Source organism: Streptomyces canus, assembly GCF_041435015.1.
Classification (GTDB): domain Bacteria; phylum Actinomycetota; class Actinomycetes; order Streptomycetales; family Streptomycetaceae; genus Streptomyces; species Streptomyces canus_G.
The window spans coordinates 9,996,279-10,012,781 of record NZ_CP107989.1; the positions used below are offsets into that span (position 1 = coordinate 9,996,279).

General features: G+C 70.5%; 17 protein-coding genes. 4 read left to right on the forward strand and 13 right to left on the reverse strand.

The window, feature by feature from the left end:
• Positions 1-2 precede the first annotated feature (2 nt).
• A complete protein-coding gene (locus OG841_RS45625; RefSeq protein ID WP_328635956.1) occupies positions 3-308 on the forward strand; it encodes a hypothetical protein in 306 nt (101 codons plus the stop codon).
• 183 nt (positions 309-491) lie between these two features.
• Here the strand turns inward: OG841_RS45625 and OG841_RS45630 are convergent, their stop codons facing one another.
• The gene (locus OG841_RS45630) at positions 492-1,676 is read right to left on the reverse strand and encodes an IS701 family transposase (protein ID WP_365124102.1); all 1,185 of its coding nucleotides are present in this window, start codon (positions 1,674-1,676) and stop codon (positions 492-494) included.
• A 70-nt stretch (positions 1,677-1,746) separates the two neighbouring features.
• Between OG841_RS45630 and OG841_RS45635 the strand changes: the two genes are divergently transcribed.
• Entirely contained in the window at positions 1,747-2,148 is a 402-nt protein-coding gene (locus OG841_RS45635) for an ester cyclase (protein WP_365123162.1), read from the forward strand.
• Between the two features lie 193 nt (positions 2,149-2,341).
• On the opposite strand, the gene OG841_RS45640 is transcribed toward OG841_RS45635, so the two are convergent.
• Entirely contained in the window at positions 2,342-3,052 is a 711-nt protein-coding gene (locus tag OG841_RS45640; RefSeq protein WP_365123160.1) for an AAA family ATPase, read from the reverse strand.
• Between the two features lie 471 nt (positions 3,053-3,523).
• On the opposite strand from OG841_RS45640, the gene OG841_RS45645 reads away from it, so the two are divergent.
• Positions 3,524-3,661 (forward strand): hypothetical protein, encoded by a 138-nt coding sequence (locus OG841_RS45645; RefSeq protein WP_365123158.1) that lies wholly within the window; start codon positions 3,524-3,526, stop codon positions 3,659-3,661.
• Between the two features lie 496 nt (positions 3,662-4,157).
• On the opposite strand, the gene OG841_RS45650 is transcribed toward OG841_RS45645, so the two are convergent.
• From OG841_RS45650 to OG841_RS45685, 8 genes are all read right to left on the reverse strand, one after another.
• Positions 4,158-5,690 (reverse strand): NADase-type glycan-binding domain-containing protein, encoded by a 1,533-nt coding sequence (locus tag OG841_RS45650; RefSeq protein WP_365123155.1) that lies wholly within the window; start codon positions 5,688-5,690, stop codon positions 4,158-4,160.
• The gene (locus OG841_RS45655) at positions 5,687-6,253 is read right to left on the reverse strand and encodes a phage tail protein (RefSeq protein WP_328635950.1); all 567 of its coding nucleotides are present in this window, start codon (positions 6,251-6,253) and stop codon (positions 5,687-5,689) included. Before OG841_RS45655 ends, OG841_RS45650 begins: the two co-directional genes overlap by 4 nt.
• The gene (locus OG841_RS45660; protein ID WP_365123152.1) at positions 6,250-8,223 is read right to left on the reverse strand and encodes a putative baseplate assembly protein; all 1,974 of its coding nucleotides are present in this window, start codon (positions 8,221-8,223) and stop codon (positions 6,250-6,252) included. The genes OG841_RS45655 and OG841_RS45660 overlap by 4 nt, the downstream gene beginning before the upstream one ends.
• Complete coding sequence (locus tag OG841_RS45665; RefSeq protein WP_328635948.1) at positions 8,223-8,675, reverse strand: GPW/gp25 family protein; 453 nt, start codon at positions 8,673-8,675, stop codon at positions 8,223-8,225. Before OG841_RS45665 ends, OG841_RS45660 begins: the two co-directional genes overlap by 1 nt.
• A gap of 49 nt (positions 8,676-8,724) precedes the next feature.
• The gene (locus OG841_RS45670; protein ID WP_365123149.1) at positions 8,725-10,647 is read right to left on the reverse strand and encodes a VgrG-related protein; all 1,923 of its coding nucleotides are present in this window, start codon (positions 10,645-10,647) and stop codon (positions 8,725-8,727) included.
• Positions 10,647-11,372 carry a CIS tube protein gene (locus OG841_RS45675; protein ID WP_328635946.1) on the reverse strand — a complete coding sequence of 242 codons (726 nt, stop codon included), beginning with the start codon at positions 11,370-11,372 and terminating at the stop codon, positions 10,647-10,649. The genes OG841_RS45670 and OG841_RS45675 overlap by 1 nt, the downstream gene beginning before the upstream one ends.
• Before the next feature lie 28 nt (positions 11,373-11,400).
• Positions 11,401-11,823, reverse strand: coding sequence for a phage tail protein (locus tag OG841_RS45680; protein WP_328635945.1), 423 nt, complete (start codon positions 11,821-11,823; stop codon positions 11,401-11,403).
• A 94-nt stretch (positions 11,824-11,917) separates the two neighbouring features.
• On the reverse strand, positions 11,918-12,631 hold the full coding sequence (locus OG841_RS45685) for a hypothetical protein (protein ID WP_371570188.1): 714 nt from the start codon (positions 12,629-12,631) through the stop codon (positions 11,918-11,920).
• A 91-nt stretch (positions 12,632-12,722) separates the two neighbouring features.
• Here OG841_RS45685 and OG841_RS45690 point away from each other — a divergent pair, with 91 nt between their 5' ends.
• On the forward strand, positions 12,723-13,814 hold the full coding sequence (locus OG841_RS45690) for a hypothetical protein (protein ID WP_371570191.1): 1,092 nt from the start codon (positions 12,723-12,725) through the stop codon (positions 13,812-13,814).
• A gap of 1,556 nt (positions 13,815-15,370) precedes the next feature.
• Here the strand turns inward: OG841_RS45690 and OG841_RS45695 are convergent.
• Genes OG841_RS45695 through OG841_RS45705 form a run of 3 tightly spaced genes read right to left on the reverse strand, consistent with a single transcriptional unit; the run spans position 15,371 to position 16,487 of the window.
• A complete protein-coding gene (locus tag OG841_RS45695) occupies positions 15,371-15,529 on the reverse strand; it encodes a DUF6760 family protein (protein ID WP_328635942.1) in 159 nt (52 codons plus the stop codon).
• Positions 15,526-16,044, reverse strand: coding sequence for a hypothetical protein (locus OG841_RS45700; protein WP_328635941.1), 519 nt, complete (start codon positions 16,042-16,044; stop codon positions 15,526-15,528). The genes OG841_RS45695 and OG841_RS45700 overlap by 4 nt, the downstream gene beginning before the upstream one ends.
• Positions 16,044-16,487 (reverse strand): phage tail protein, encoded by a 444-nt coding sequence (locus tag OG841_RS45705; protein WP_328635940.1) that lies wholly within the window; start codon positions 16,485-16,487, stop codon positions 16,044-16,046. The genes OG841_RS45700 and OG841_RS45705 overlap by 1 nt, the downstream gene beginning before the upstream one ends.
• Between the last annotated feature and the right edge of the window lie 16 nt (positions 16,488-16,503).

Consider the following 16,503-nt stretch of genomic DNA (forward strand, 5'->3'; position numbering starts at 1 on the left):
GCGTGAGCAAAGAAACAGCGTTTGAGGCCGTCTCGCGCCTGTACCAAGAGTTCATGACACTGCCCTTTCCTCCCAGATTGGCTGGCGCGGACCGGGCTGGCTTCGACCTGGTGATGCTGGACTCGGACACCGCAGCCTGGGTCTTCATCTGGATCAAGAACGGCGGCGAGCTCGAAGAGCAAGGTCGAAGCGGCCTGCTTCGCTGCATCGCCCGCCTGGACCGGGTCATACCTGTACTCAGCGAAGCGGACGACCCTGAGTACTGGCACCGACTGCACGAGATGGCTCGGCTTCTCGCGGATTCGTAGCCCCCAAATGAGATGACCTCTAATACTGCAACGGTGCTTGTTCTGAGTGCTGGGCAGTTCAGGGGCTGTGTCCGCGTCGTTTGTAGTGGCTGATGCGGGCTTGGTGCTGGCGTCGTCGTCGCCAGGTTGACCAGTGCAGGATGTGGTCGGCCGGGGTGGGACGACGGTCGGTGAGGCGGGTGATCAGACGTCTGATCTCGGCGAGGCTGAGATGGATGAGCTGGGAGGATCCGTTTCTGCTTTGTCGGTGTCCAGCTGTCGGGCTCGCAGGACGGTCAGGCAGGCGTGGGTGGCCATGGCCAGGGTCATGTGACGGTGCCAGCCGGGGTAGCGGCGGACCTGGTAGTCGTCCAGGCCGCACTCCTGCTTGGCGGTCTGGAAGCATTCCTCGACGGCCCAGCGGCTGCCCGCGATGCGGATCAGCTCGTCCAGGGTGGTGTCGGCGGGACAGTAGGCGATGTAGTAGGAGATCTCCTCGGGCCTGCTCACGCTGCGGCGGGCGAGGACCCAGTGCCGGCGGTCCTCGCGGTGCCAGGGCCTCACTTCGACGCGGGCCCAGTCGTAGATCCGCCGGCCATGGGCTCCCTCGCCGCAGGAACGGCGTTTCCATTTCTGCCGGGGCAGGCCGGGGAACAGGCCGTGGACGGGGTGGTCGATGGACCAGCGGGTGACGACGGTGTCGTGCCGGGTGGTGGCCATGACGTGGAAGACGTCCGCCTGCTCGAGCTCGAAGCGCCAGCCCTTGCTGTAGCCGTAGGCGGCGTCCGCCGTCACCCATCCGAAAGGGATCCGGTCGGTGATGGCCCGGCGGACCATCGCCTTGGCCATGGCCACCTTCGTCTCGAAGGCGACGTGGTCGTCGATGCCGGCCCGCCGGCAGCGGTCCCGGTCGTCCGTCCAGGACGTGGGCAGATACAGACGGCGGTCTATCAACGTGCGTCCGCGGCCGGTGGCGTAGGCGAGGAACACACCGATCTGGCTGTTCTCGGTGCGGCCGGCGGTTCCGGAGTACTGCCTTTGCACACCGGCCGAGCGGATGCCCTTCTTGAGAAAGCCGGTGTCGTCGACGATCAGGACGGCATCCCGGTCTCCGAGGTGTTCCACGACGTAGTCGCGTACGTCGTTCAGGACCTCGTCGGCGTCCCACTCGATCCGGTTCAGCAGTCGGTGGATGCGATCGGGACCGGCGTGTCCGGCCTCCTCCGCCAGCGTCCAGCCGTTCTTGCGCTGCAGCGGAGCGACCAGGCCCCGCATGTAAGCCAGCGCCGACTGACGTGGCTCCTCCCGGTTGAACCTGTGCACGAACCGCTCATGCAGAGCGTCCAGTTCACCCGCCCACAGCCTGACATCAGCAAGGTCCCCACCCATAACCACACCAACGACCGAATTGGCCAGCAGTCACGGCAAAGACCGTTGCAGTACTAAGAACCCGAGGGGGATGCTGGATTCGTGGATCCGGCTCTGGAACGGCGACTACGGGCAGGCCGCGGGCATCATCTCGCCCCGCTTCCATGTCCACGCCGCGCTGCTCGACGGCGGTGACGGCAGCTCCGTACGAGGAGCAGACGGTCTGGTGGACATGGTCCGCCAGATACGCGCGCCTTTCCCGGACCTGCGTTTCAGTGTTGAAGTCGGTCCACTGATCGACGGTCAGTACGCGTCCCTGCGCTGGACGGCGACCGGTACCTACGCGGGCGGATTTCCCGGCGCCAAGGCTGAACCCGGGACTGTGGTCACGTTCACCGGCAATGACACGCTTCGTGTGAAGAGTGGCAAGTTCGTGGAGTACTGGCTCAACGCCGACACCTTGAGCCTGGTCGCCCAACTCCAGGTCACCTGAACTGAGTTGCGCCGAGTTGTGGCGGGGGAGTGCTTCAGTGGGCGGATCCGGGCATCACGTGGGAGAACCGGGTCTCGTGGGCCATGTGCCGATGATTGTGGCGTGAGCCCGGTGCGGGTCTCCGGAGCGGCGAAGACTCCGGCCGGGTCGACCCTGACCGGTGGGTTGCCCAGGTGACAGTTGGGGTGGACCCCTACGGTTCGACGATGTGCCGCAAATAGGCCTGCGGGTCGGCGAGATAGCGGCGCCAGTGGTCCACGATGGCGAGCTCCTGCCAGGCGACCCTGCGTATGCCGTGCTCGCCGACCTCGATGATGTCCGCGCCAGGCAGAGCGGTCAGCAAGGGTGAGTGCGTGGCACAGATGATCTGGCCCCCCTCCTTGGCCAGCCGGTCGATGTGCCCGATCAGCTCAAGGCACGAGGAGAAGGAGAGCGCCGCCTCCGGCTCGTCGAGAACATACAGCCCAATGTGCAGGAACTTGTGGCGGAACGCCGCGAGAAAGCCCTCGCCATGGCTGACCGAGTCCGGTGAGAACCCCTCCCTGCCCAGGGCGTCCCGTGCGGTCTCGGCCCGCAGGAAGAAGCCCTTGCGGGCCGACCAGCTGGTGGCCATGCGGCGCCCGCGCGAGGCCGCATCGAATCTCATCCGCTCGCCGAGCGCTGACTTGCCACGCGAGGAGGCGTAGCGCCAGTCGTGGGAACCGCCGTAGGAGTCCAGACCGAACCCCTCCGCCAGCGCCTCGACCAGAGTGGACTTCCCCGAACCGTTCTCACCGACCAGAAAAGTCACCGGCGCGGTGAAGCGCAGCCCTTCGTCGAGCAGCTGCCGGACACAAGGCACCGACCAGGGCCAAGCACTCTCGTCGTACGAGGAGAGATGGGCATACGCACGTTCGACAATCACTCGACCAGTGTCGCCCAGAATCCAGAAGACCTACGTCCTCCCGGACAGCCGGCGCCGACACCTCACGTTCCCAAGCTCCGCTCCGGCGTCCGAGTCGGTGAAACTCGCCGCCTGTGGGGTTCTGATCCCTCTTGCGTGATGAATGTCGTCTCGTGTTCCTGGGCCCACTGAGGTTTTCGGTACGGGGTGACGGCATGGCGGCACCATGGTCAGGTCGGTCTCGACGATGAACCCGGAGAGCAGGTCGGGCCGGTACTGCATCTGTGTGAAGCGGGTCGCCCACACACCCTCGGCCGGAAGGCCGTCAGCCACGCCGCTTCCCGATCAGCTCGGGCTGATAGGACACGGACATCTGCTCGACGATCGCCGAGCAACCTTTCCCGCCACACGGCGTCCTATAGGGCGCCATGTTCAGGAACGCAGCCCCTGACGGTCCGCACGGTTATCCCGATCGTAAAGGATGGTTCCACGATGCCGGACTCCTCGTTCTGCCTGGGCATTCCGAATGGTTTCGACGATTCAGAAGCCGAGACCGGGGTGCACCCGATAGCCAGAAAGCTGTTCCTCGGCGTGAATGCTGCCGAAGCTTTCAAGGCAGCACATGACTAGGTGCGCGAACACGCTGTCCGAGTCGTAGATGTCTCTTGGGACTTCCTTGAGGGCGAGACCAAACCCCATTGCTTGAGCGCCTACTTCACGTTCGAGCTGGATCCCGAGCACGATTGACAGGCATTGGCAACGCTGGTCGTCCCCTCGTAGTCAGAGACTGTGACTGCTGGGAAGGTTTGGCGTCAGTGGGTTGCCCGAAGCCGAGGGCCACTCTCGACATCACGAACTGCGAGGCGGGCTGACCGCTGCGGGCCGGCGAAGGTCGCGCCTGCGTGCAGTGCAGGGGTGCGAAGCAACTGGCTCACGGGGGCCCTTGGCAGCACCACAACCACCGTCAGCGTGCGGAACTCGGAGGCCATCCCGGAAGGCGACCAGGATGGCGGGGTACGTCGATCTCCCGGCCCCCCGCTCGGCGCCCACCGGAACGCGGCCCTGCGACGGCGGTCGCGCGGCTGCCCCCCATGGCCCTCCGGCACCCCGCGACCCGCCGGCAGGCTCAGGACGATCTGGCGCTCGACGGGCCGAAGAACTCGATCTCGGCGATGGAGACCTGCTTCTTCGGCGAGGTTCCGGTGGCGGACTCGATGGTGAAGCGGACCGAGCTGACCGTGCCGACACGGAAGGGGATGCGCTGGCCGCCCGCACCCGGGTCGAGGGTGATCCGGCGGGTGACGGTCTTGCCGTCGGACAGGGTGATGGTCGCCTGGAGCCGGTTCGGGCGGGCCGACTGGGTGATCTGGTCGGGGCGGATGGAGACGCCCGGGGTGATGATCAGGTCCAGCAGGCGGGTCGGCACGTCGAACTTGGCCTGGAGCCACTGGCCCTGGCCGGACTCCGAAACGCCGGGCCCCCACCAGGTGTTGTTGAGCTTGTCCCCGACCAGGCCGGGCTTGTGACCCGGGAAGGAACGAGATGCACTCCAGCTGTCCGGTTGGACCGAGGCGCGCTTGGAGAAGTGGTCCTTGGCCGCCTGGACCCCCTTGGGGATGTTGATCACCAGGACGATCAGGAGGGTCAGTACCACCGCCACGCCCAGCCAGCTCAGTACGCGGTCGAAGGTACGGCGCAGACGGGGACGGTCGCCTGCCCACGGGGTCTCCCGGTTGCCGGCGCCGAAGAGCCGCCGCCACCATGGCAGCCGGCCCGGTGTCCGGGTCTCGCCGGCCATGGGCATCGCGCAGCGGGTGCAGAAGTGCCGGTCGGGCCGGTTGGGGGTGGAGCACCAGGGGCACGGCGTTCCGCCGCCGGCCCCGAGTTCCTCGCCGGGCGCCCGTATGACGTGCGGCCGTTGGGGGGCGGGGCGGCCCGGCAGCACCGGCGCGACGGACGGCTCCGGCGCGGGGCGCGGGTCCGGGTCGGCGACCGGTACGAGCAGCCGCCGGGCACGGTCGGTCATGCCGTCGGGGTCCGCAGGAGCCGCGGGCGTCGGGCGGGCCGGGATGGGGGGCGACGCGGCCGGGACGGGATCGTTGGGGATCGTGTCGTCCACGGCCGGGGCGGGGTGCGAAGAGGCGCCGGGAATACCAGGCACAGAGGAGTCGGCCGGAGCGGCTGCGGTTGGGGGAGTGGGGTCTGGGGCGTCGGCCTCCGCGGTCGCCGTGTACGCGCCCATGAGGTCCCGTTGGCCGCGGCTCAGGCCCGCGCTCCCGTCCGCTCCGGCGAAGGCGTCCCAGCCGCGGCCCCCGTTGCCCGAGCCTCCGGAGGCGGCCGGGGTGCTGGTGGGAACGTGCCCGGACGTTCCCGTGGAGCGAGTGTGCGGCGACGCAGAGGCTGCGAGGGCGGAGGACGACACCGAAGTGCCCCATGCGGACGGCGGCGCGGCTGACGGTGCCGCTCCCGGATCGGCGTCGGATCCGTCGGCGCCCGACGCGCCGTCGGCCCGGCCGGCAGGACCGTCGGCCCGGCCACCGGCGCTCCCGGCCTCACCCGCACGGTCCGTCCAGCTCAGCACGGCACCACAGCCGTCGCAGAACGACTGGCCCGGTTCCGCGCGGGTTCCGCATTCGGCGCAGTTGTGGGTGGTCGTCATGATGACGGAGTCCTTTCGGTGGAGGAGGCGGCGGTCACCTGGACCGTGTACGGCATATGGGCGGGGCGGGCGGCCGCGACGAGGGTGTCCAGGCGGTGGTGGTCCGCCGGGGTGGGCTCGGGCAGGCGCAGGTGGACGTGGAGGCCGGGGCGCGGCTTGCCGGGGAAGCGGTCGAGGGGGCGGGCGCTCCAGGTCGCGTCGCCGCTCTCGGTGATCTGCGGTTCGACGCCGAAGGCGAGCCTGACCGCTTCCGACAGGCCGCGTCTGGTGCCCCGGACGCGGTGCAGGTACGCCGCGGCGGCCACCGCGGCCCGCAGGAGCTCCGCCGGTTCGCTGCCGTCGGTCTCGGCGCCCACCCAACTGCCCAGCCACTGGGTGAAGTCGAGGGGTGCCAGGGACGGACGGAAGTAGGTGTCCAGGCAGTCGAGCACGTTGTGGAGGGGCGCGACCACCTCGTCGAGTCCGCCCACGAACCGCTGGGCCAGGTCGTCGTCGGCGAAGACCGCGGGCAGCATCATGCCGATCGGCGCGGACGACCCGAGACCGTCGATCGAGCCCCTCATCCGCGAGCCCCCTCTGTGTCTCCGATCACTCGTACGCGGTGGTCGAAGGAGAACACCAGGGACGGGGCCGAGAGATCGATACGGTCCGTCGCCTCGCCCCGCTTGCCCGTCAGGGGATCCGCCGGGTGCAGGACCACCTCGTCTACCAGCTCCACGCCCGGCACCCGTTGCAGCACCGCGAAGACCTCGCCGGCCTGCACCGGCCGACCGAACGGCCAGCCCGTGCCGCTCGCCCCGCCGGTAAGAGGATCGAGGTGCCGGTACAGGGCGTCGTGGGCGTCGCGGCGCACCTTGTCGGTGTCGACGCCGCGGAAGGCGTGGACCGTGGCCACGACCGTTACGCCTTGGTAGTACGGCGGTCCGACCGCCAGCCTCGTGCCGATCAGGCGGCGTTCGTCCAGGTGGCGCGTGATGCGGTCCAACAGAGCGTCCCCGGGGACCAGTTGCTCGAAGCGGAGGCGGCCGCCCGGGTCGGGGACGGCCTGCGGGACGACCAGCACCCGTACGGCGTACGCCCCGTACTCGGTCTCCTCGCCCTCCAGGCAGGTGATGCGGGCGGTCTCCGGCGCGGCGCGGCGGGCCAGTTCCTCGTAGTCCCTCAGCGTGACCGCCCGCTCCTGCGCGCGCAGCGTGATCGGCGCGCGGACCTTCGCCTCCTCGACCGTCTCCCCGTCGACGCCGCCGCGTGCGGCCTCGCGGTTGACGACCTCGGAGACGTACGGGATGGAGGTGCGCAGGATCTGCACCGCGCCCCGCGCCACGTTCCCGGCGCGGCCGCCGCCCGTGCGGTAGCGGCGGGCGCGGACCGGGGAGCCCTTGGGCGCGACCGTGCCGTACTGGCGCAGGGTGCCGTCGGGTTCCCGCACGGCGGGACCGAACGCGATCTCGCCGGTCGTCGCGTCGAGGACGATGTGCCGGTCGTAGGGGCCGGAGCCCGCAAAGGTGGGGACCACCTGCCAGTCCACCCAGCCGTCGTGCTCGGCGCTCTGCAGCAGTACCGGTGGGTCGTCGCCGACGATGGGCGCGTGCTCCAGCCGCAGCCGCTGCCCCGGCAGCCCGGTGGACTCGCCGAGCGACTCGTCGTACACCGTCTCGGCGTGTACGGCGGGTGTGGTGCCGCCGATGGTGAAGGCCTCGGCGGCGCGGATGGTGGGCGAGGTGGTGTAGAAGGGCTGGCCGGGCAGGGGCTCGGTGACCCGGCAGCGCAACCAGCCCGCCTCCTGGCCCGCGTTGCGGGACAGGACGTGGCCCCCGGGGACGTGCAGGACCACCTCGCCGGGGCGGTTGAGACCGCCGGTGCCGTCCCGGTCGACCTCGCAGGGCTGCCAGCCGTCCGCGGTCCACGCCTCCCACACCAGCGGCGGTTGCCGCGGGTCAACGCCGACGCCGTCGACCCGGCTGTCCAGATCGAGTGCGACGGCGCAGTGCGGCACGGCGGCGCTCAGCCCCAGCAGCATGCAGTCACCGGAGTCCGGGGACTCGGAGAAGCACAGCAGGTGCTTGTCGTCCTCGGTCAGGTCGTGCGTCCTGTCCACCGCCGGCTCGCCCTTGTGCTGCACCAGCAGCTGGCGCAACTCACACGGTACGACGCTCAGTTCGCGCTCGGTGGCGAAGACGACCGCGTCCTCGCTCTCGGTGCGCACGGTCGCCACCTCCGTGCCCACCGGCACGGCGATCGCCTCCTCCTGCGGTGCCGACAACCAGAACGTCACGTCCGTGCGGGCGGCGGAGGGCGGGAAGAGGGTGATGCCGACCAGGTCCAGGAACGCCAGGTGGTTCTTCTCCGGGACCCGGTTGAGCCGGTAGACGAGCTGGTCGGCCATGTGGGCGACCGTCTCGATGAGGGTGACGCCGGGGTCGGAGACGTTGTGGTCGGTCCACTCCGGGGCGCGCTGCTGGATGTAGCGCTTGGCGTCGTCGACGAACTGCTGGAAGCGGCGGTCGTCGAGGTTGGGGGAGGGCAGGGCCATCAGTGGTCGCTTTCAGGAGCCGAACCGGCCGTGCCGCCGGTGCCGGGGCTGTCCGGCTCGTCGTGGGACGGAATGACGTAGAAGGGGAAGACGAGGCTGCGCGGGTTGTTGGTGCCGCGGATCGAGTAACGGACGTCGATGAACAGCACGCTCTGGTCGGGGCCGGCCGTCACCTCGACCTCCTCGACTGCGATCCGCGGTTCCCAGCGGTCCAGGCTGACGAGCACCTCGTGCTGGATGCGTCCCGCCGTCTGCTCGTTGACGGGGGCGAACACCAGGTCGTGGATCGCGCAGCCGAAGTCGGGCCGCATCGGCCGTTCACCCGGCGCGGTGGCGAGGACGAGCCGGATGGCCTCCTCCACCTCCTGCTCGCCGCTGACGAGGGCGATTCCGCCGGTGGGCCCGATGCGCATGGGAAATGCCCAGCCGGAGCCGACGAACTGTTCGGCCATCAGGGGCCACCTGCTTTCCTTCTTCCGGTGCTCCGGTCATGTGCTCCGGTCATGCCGGGAGGGGGTACTTGATGGTGTTGACGAACACGGCACCGAAGAGATCGACCTTGACGGCCTTGATGTTCACGTTTGCCACGGAGTTGACCGACACCATGCCGGTGGCGTTGATCGACGTGATGCCGCTCGACGACAGGTTCATGGCGCCGCCCATCGCGTTGACCTCAACCGCGCCGCCCAGCGACGAGAGGGTCACCAGGCCCTTGCCCTTCAGGGTCAGCGGGCCGCCGCTCTCGATCATCACGGACTGGCGGCCGCGCAGCCGGAGGCTGGTTCCCGCCTCGACCGACACCGAACGGCTGCCGGTGATGCTGACGCTGCCCTTGCTGTCCACGGTGATCTCGGTCTGGGTGCGGTCGAGGTTGATGACCAGCTTGTCGTTCCCGCTGGCGATCCTGACGCCCTGTTTGCGCCGGCCGGTCTGCTGGCTGAGCAGGTCGACGCGGTTGCCCTGGCGGTCGGACAGGGTGTGCCGTACGGCCTTCTTCTTCAGGCCGTCGTGCAGGGGGACGTCGGAGACCTTGGTGGGCACGTCCCGCCCGTTGTAGAGGCCGCCGATGACGAACGGGTGGTCCAGCGCGCCCCGGTCGAAGGCGACGAGCACCTCGTCGCCGACGTCCATGGGGAAGACCCCGCCGCCGTCCTTGCCGCCCATCTGCACGGTGCGCGCCCAGTCGCTGACGTAGGCGTCGTCCAGCCACGGGAACTGCAGCTTGACCCGGCCCTGCTTGAGCGGGTCCTGCACGTCGGTGACGATGGCGTTGGCGACGCTGGGCAGCCGGGCGGCGCTCGCCGGGTCCGCACCGCCGCTGCCGCCCGAGGCGAGCCCGTACAGGGAACGCCACTGGCGGCCGCTGACCGTGATCCAGGACTCGTAGTGCTTGCCGTCGCCGAAGACGTGACGCACCGAGGTGACGGTGTACTTGCCCTCGAAGGGCTTGCCGACGTCGGCGAGAGCCACGGGTACGCCGGGCCTGAGGTCGGGGTTGCCGTAGACGGCGACCTCCAACTCGGCGAAGGAGGAGGTGATGTCGGCGGCCAGGGCCTTCGCGGCGTGCCGGACCTCGTCCTGCTTGTCGTAGGGGTTGGCGGTCTCGACGAGCTTGGCGGCCTTGAACTTGCCGGCCGCCTCGCCGGGCGTCGAGCCGATGCTGATGCCCGGGTCGGTGGTGGCGGGCGCGAGCTCGGTGATCTTCTTCTTCGTGGTGACGTTCCAGCCGCGCGACTCGACCTTGCCGACCTGGTCGGCGGCGGTCACGGCGGCCCGCAGCCGGAGGATGTCGTGGCCGGCCTGGAGTACGAAGGTGCTCTTGTCACCGTCCGTCTTCGGGGAGGGCGCGCCCGCCGACGGCTTCGGCGTGACGAACTGGAACTTCCCCTTGGCGTCCAGGGACATGACCATGTTGTTCTCGTCGGCGAGCCGGGACAGGAAGTCCCAGTCGGTGACGTTGGACTGGCTGATGAACGCGTAGGTGCCCTTCGTCGCCTGAATGCGGCCGATGGACACGCCGTCCATGCCGGCCAGCTTGCGGGCGATGTCGGAGGCCTTCTGATTGCGGTACGCGGCCACGCGACGCTGGCGCAGCATGCGGTGCCCGTGGTCGTAGCCGCGGATGACGGTGAAACTGCCGGTGCCGTCGTAGTCGGCCTCCAGGCCGGTGACCTCGCCGGTCAGCAGGGGGTTGCCGATGCCCTGTCCGTCGGCGATCGGGGTGATGACGACCTTGGTGCCGAACTGCACGTTCAGCTTGCCGAGGACCAGACGGTAGGGGTCGCGGAAGGTGAGGCGGAACGCCGCGGGCACACCGACGCCCTGGTCGACCCAGCCCTCCACGAGCATCGGGGCGATGTCGGAGGGCAGTTTCGCGCCACCGATCTTGACCTCGACGATGCTGGAAAACGCGTGCCGCACCATCAGTGAGGCACCTCCTCGGCTGCGGGCAGCATGAGTTCGGTTCCGGTCGGCAGGCGGGACGGGTCGTCGATGCCGTTGGCCTCGGCGATCGCCCGCCAGGCGCTCGCGTTGCCGTACTCGCTCCAGGCCAGCGACTGGAGCGAGTCCCCCGCGACGACCCGGTGCACGCGCTGAGCGGTGAGCGCGCCGGACGTCGGATTCTGACCCTGCGTCGGGCCGGGGATCTCCGTGAGCGACACCTGGCAGGTGGCGCGGATGGGGACACCTGTGGTGCCGAACAGGCTGTACTGCGCCTCGATGGACGAGACGTACGCGGTGAACCGCGCCGTGGAGAACGAACCCCACTCGAAGACCACCCAGGGCGGCGACGGCTGCTTGGCGGCGATGCTCTTGGCGGTCACCTCGCAGCACAGCAACAGCGACTCGACCTTCTTCATCACGGTGTTGCCGGTGGGCTTCATCGAGGAGTCCAGGAAGATCTCCAGGGTCATCTGCCGCGGCTCGGCGCCCATGAACTCCGGCTTCGAGCCGTCCCGCACGGCCATCGTCGGCGTCGCCTTCCACTGGGCGCGCTGGGTCAGGGACAGCTGTGCCGGGTTGAACTCGAAGCTGAACCTGCGCATCAGAGCGCCCGGCCTGGTGGTCGTGCCGGTCGGGGGCTCGTGGATCGCGAGGTTGGCGCGTACGAGACTCTTGCCGGCGCCGCCCTTGCTGCCTGTGGCCATGGTGCTTCCTCTCTGCCGTCCGGCGCCGTCAGTCCGTGAATCCGTGGTGGGCGATCTCCAGGACCTCGTTGGCCACGGCCGGGCTGCCCGGATCGAGTGTGGGGCCCTGCCAGCTGACGGGCAGTACGTCGATCAGCCCCCACCGGGCGATCAGTGACCCGTCCGCGCGCAGCGCCGAGATCTGCGCCGTGGGCCGGTTGATGCCGGTCTGTACGGAGGAGATCCACTTGGCGACCTTCGCCGTGTCCGGGGTGAGGGGGCGGGTGAGCCGGATGGTGGAGAAGGTGACGCGGGTGGGCAGCTGCCAGACGAACCCGTTGTTCCCGCCCTCCTGGCGCTGCTCGACCTCCACCTGCGACGACAGCCCCTCGCAGCCATTGAAGTAGCCGAGGCTCTCGCCGTCGATGCTGAGGGTGAACCAGATGGTGGAGCCCGGGTCCTTGCTGGACATCGCGGCTGCCCTTTCTGTCGTACTGGGTTGGGCGGGCTGGCGGTTGGGGGAGGGGGGTGGGGGCGGTCAGTCTTCGGTGGTTGATGGTTGGTGGTCAGCGCCGGGGATCGCGGAGTTTGCCGATCCGTTCGCGGTCCATGCGGAGTTCGGTGCGGACCAGCCGGGTGACCCGGCCGATGATCCGGTGGACGAGCTCGTCGAGCTGGAAGTCGGTGAGGTCCCGGGGGTCGAACGTGCCGGCTGGGACCGCCGTGTACTCGGGCGGGGAGGCGTCGGCAGAAGGGCCGGTGGGCGGTTCGTACGGCGGCGGGGTATCGGCGTGGTGCGGTCGGGCCGCCGGCGAGATGCGGTTGCTGAGCGTCTCACCGACGGTGACCGCGGCGGCCGCCGCGAGGGCTCCGGTGGCGCTGTGGCCGGGGGGCGTGTGCTGGGACTTGGACTTGCTGCTCTTCCAGAAGCGCTGGACGACGGGCGGGGAGGCGGGGGAATCCGCCGTGGCCGGAGCAGGGGGAGGGGTGAGGGGGGCCACGGGGAGGGGGGTGTGGGTGGTGCCGGGGGCGGGTTCAGTGACGGGGGTGGTCTTGCGCTGGACCGAGAGGGCGGCCGGTGTCGTGGCGGTCGTCGTGGCCGGTGCTGTGGGGTGTTGCGCCGACGGGTGATGCGGTACGGGCGTGAGGGGCACCGTGGGCAGGGGCGGAGCCGCCGGGGCGGGAGAGCCCTTGAGAGGAGCGGTATCGGGGGCGGGTGAGGGCATGGGGGCGCCCAGGGGGAAGCGGCGGGGGGTGCGCTGGACGTGAGGGAGGGGCAACGTCGAGGAGTACGGGGCCGGTTGGACGCCGGGGGGAGCGGATGCCGCGCGCTGGACGGCTGGGGGAGCCGACGCGGCGGGGAAGGACGGTGTGGCGCTTCCCGCGCCCGGGGTTACGGGTGAACTGGGCATAGTCGGGTCGGAGTTCGGCCCGATGGATCGCGAGTGCGAGGCCGCGAACGTGGTGTGGGGGGCCGGGTTCGGCGGTGTCGCGGGGGCGCTCTGCCGGTTTGCCGACGCGCGCTGCACGGTGGCGGAACTCGATGGGGCGGGTTGGGGAGTAGCCGAATTCGGTGCGGCGGGGTCGGTCGTCGGGCTCGCGGAGGTGCCCGCGTTTGATGGGACGGGGCGCGAAGCGATCGGCGCGCCGAGACCGGCCCGTGGCGCGACGCTTCGCTGGACGGTCGGTGTCGGGCGAGGGGAGGACGGCGCTGAGGGTTGCGGGGCCCGCTGTACGGGGGCGCCGAGCGGGCCGGGGGAACTGGGGGAGTTGGGGGTCGGCCGGTCCGTGGGCGTGGTGTGGGAGGTCGTGGTGGCGCTTTCGGGGGTGGACTGCTGTCGCTGCACCGGCGAAGGGGGCGTCGGGCGCGCGGTGTTGGAGGAGGTGGTGCTCGGGGGACGGTCCGTGGGCGCGGCGTACGAGGAGGCCGGGGCACTGCTGGGGGTGGCCTGCTGCTGGACGGGTGGTGCGGTGCCCGGTGAAGGGGGCGTCGGGCGGGGGGAGTTGGCCCGGGATGTCGGCGCTGAGGGTTGGGGGGCCCGCTGTACGGGGGTGCCGAGCGGGCCGGGGGAGCTGGGGGAGTTGGGGGTCGGCCGGTCCGTGGGCGTGGTGTGGGAGGTCGTGGTGGCGCTTTCGGAGATGGACTGCCGCTGGAGGGGCGGGTGCGTGCTGGGCGAAGAAGCCGCCGGACGGGGCGAGTTGGAGGAGGGGCTGGGGGCCGGCCCGTGCGAGGACGCCGGGGAGCTGCCCGGGGTGGCCTGCTGCCGCTGGACGGGCAGGGGCGTGGCGGTCGCGGGCAGCGTGTGCCGGGCCTCGGAGGTGGCGTCGCTGGGGATGCTGCTTGAGGGTGTTGTCCGCTGCGGTGTGGCGCTGGGAACGGCTGCCTGCTTGCGCTGCACCGGTGCGGGTGTGGTGCTTCCGGGTGCAGCCTTGTCAGATGCGGGAGCGGGCGCCGGGCTCTGAGTCCCGGAGGCGGGGTCGCCGGGCGTAGCGGCTGTGCGCTGTGCCGGCGGGGGTGGGGTGTTCCCGGGTGCGGCCTTGCCGGGTGCGGCAGTGGGTGCGGAGCTCTGGGGCGAGGAGGCGGTGTCGGCGGGCATGGCCGTTGTGCGCTGTACCGGCGGGGGTGTGCTGTTTTGAGGTGCCGCCTTGCCAGGTGTGGGAGTCTGTGCCGGGATCTGGGCCGTGGCGGCGGTGTTGCCGGGGGCGGCTGCTGCGCGCTGTACCGGCGTGGCTGGGGTGTTTGCGGGCGTCGCCTTGCCAGGGGCGGGCGTGGGCGCCGGATTTCGGCGCGTGGAGGCGGCGTTGCCGGGCGCGGCCGCCGTGCTCCCGGGTGCCGTCTTCTGAGGCGCGGGCGTGGGCGCCGGGCTCGGGGGCGTGGCGGCGGTGTTGCCGGGGGCGGCTGCTGCGCGCTGTACCGGCGTGGCTGGGGTGTTTGCGGGCGTCGCCTTGCCAGGGGCGGGCGTGGGCGCCGGGCTCTGGGGCGTGGAGACGGTGTCAGAGGGCGTGGCCGACGAGGGCGTAGGGCCGCCCGAACTCTCCCGCGCGGGCGCGGACTTCGGTGTCGTCGTTCTCCGGACAGGGCTGTGCTTGGTCCCGGGTGCTGTGGTGTCGGGCGCGCCCGTCGACGATGTCCGCTGTACGGCGGTTGTGGCGTCGGCCGCCGGTCGCAGCCCTTCGGGGACCGTACGGCTGTCGTCGCGACCGTCCGCCGCCCGACCGGATGCCGACGGAGGCTCGCCTGCCCCGCCTGCCCCGCCTGCCCCGCCTGGCGCGGAGCTCGCGCTCGCGCCGGACGTACCGTCGCTGCTTCCCGTTCCGCCCTTGGGCGCGGTGACCTGCCGGGCCACCGGAAGTGTCCGCCGCTGTACCGCGGCCGGTCCGGCCTGTGCCCTCGTGAAGGGTGCTCCCGGCCGGGAGGGCGCCGGTCCGGCCGGAACAGGCGTCACCCTGAGCCCGGAAGCGGGCGCCGCCGACAGGGCGGGAGCCTTCGCCGGGACAGGTGTGCCGACCGCACGTTGAACCGAGGGCGCGGCCACGGGAGCCGCCGCACCGTAGGAAGCCGTGGCTCCTTCCGGCGGAAGCGCCCGCAGAGGCACCGCCGGCACGCGCTGCACCACAGGCTCGGAGCCCGCCAACGGCAAGGCGGCCGCAGGGCGTTCGAGGCCCGGCGTCGGTCGGGCCGACGTGCGGGGAGCCGAGCCGGCGAGCAGCGCGCTCGACTGTCCGTCCAGGACCGAGTGGGACGCCGTAGCCATGAACGACGGGTTCTGCCACGTCGGCAGCCGTCCGCCGAACCCTGGATCCGCGACGGCGCCCCCCGTCGCCCCGAGCACCCGCTGGATCGGCGGCAACGCGGGCCAGGAGGCCGCGACGGCACCGCTCACCGTCGCTTCCGCCCCCTTTGCATCCGGACGCGTCGTATCCGTACGTGCCACGTCCGTCCCCGGGACGGGCGCCGTCGCGCGCCCGGCTCCCTCGGACTGACCCCGTCCGCGCAACCGGTCCAGGAACCCCACCGCTCAGCCCTCCGCCCCGGCCCGCGTCACCAGGGACGCGATCTCCTGCGTGAAACGGCGCCGGTCCTGGTGCTCCAGGTCGAGGATCTCGTCCATGCTCCAGTGGAAGTGGTAGGCGACGTACGCGATCTCCTCGTGCAGCCGGTCGGTCGCGTACGTCACGATTCCCCCAGGCGGCTCCCGCCGAGTTCCACTTCGAAGGGCTCGGCGCAGTGCGGGCACTGCACGGCGGCACGGGTGTGCCCCTCCGCGTTGATCTGGCGGTAGAAGTCCTGAAGGAACGCCAGGTCGGAGGCGAACATGTTCTCCACGATCCCGTCGTGGACCATGGGAAGCGCGCCGAGGCGCGTGATGACCCGGCCCAGCAGCACCACCGACAGGTACGCGGGGTTCTCCTGCACGCGCACGTCCCGCAGCGGCACGAGTTCGTCCCGTGCCGTGGACAGCCGCATCACGCCGTCCCGGTGGACGGTGCCGGACTCGTCGACGTATCCGCGCGGCAGTTGGAAGGGGAACTCCGTGCGCAGGGACTGCTGTTGCTGGGCGAGGGCGGGCGCGGTGGCGGTGGCCGCCGGGGCCGGTGTCGCCTCCGGCCCCGGCAGCTCCGCTTCCGCCTCCGCCGCGAAAGCGCCGGAGGACGCGACGGCGGCGCCGGCCCTGGAAGCCGTACGCCTCATTACTCGATGACCAGTTCTTCGAACACGATGGTCACGGTCTCGGTCAGCGCGGACGCCTCGCCCGCCTTCACCGTGCTCGCGTCGATCTTGCTGCACCAGGCGTTGCGCAGGTGGTAGCGCTTCACCGGGTTGTTCTGGAAGTCCATCATGATGATCGAGGCGTTCTTGCGCGCCGTCGTCATCTGGCCGGAGATGGACTGGTTGATCCACTGGGTGAACGACGCCGACTGGGTCATACCGCGGACCACGGTGCAGCTGCCGTTCTTCTTCACGCCCGGCAGATTCTTGGGCACATTCTGGCCGTTGGGGGTGTTCTGCTGGTAGGTGATGACGTCCTGCTCGATGCTCATGCCGTTGACCTCGGCGAGGTACTCGACCATCACGCCGTCGATCTGCAGGCCGAAATTGTGTGAGGTGAGGGCGTCACCCGGCTGGAGACTCATGCGTTTCGCTGTCCTT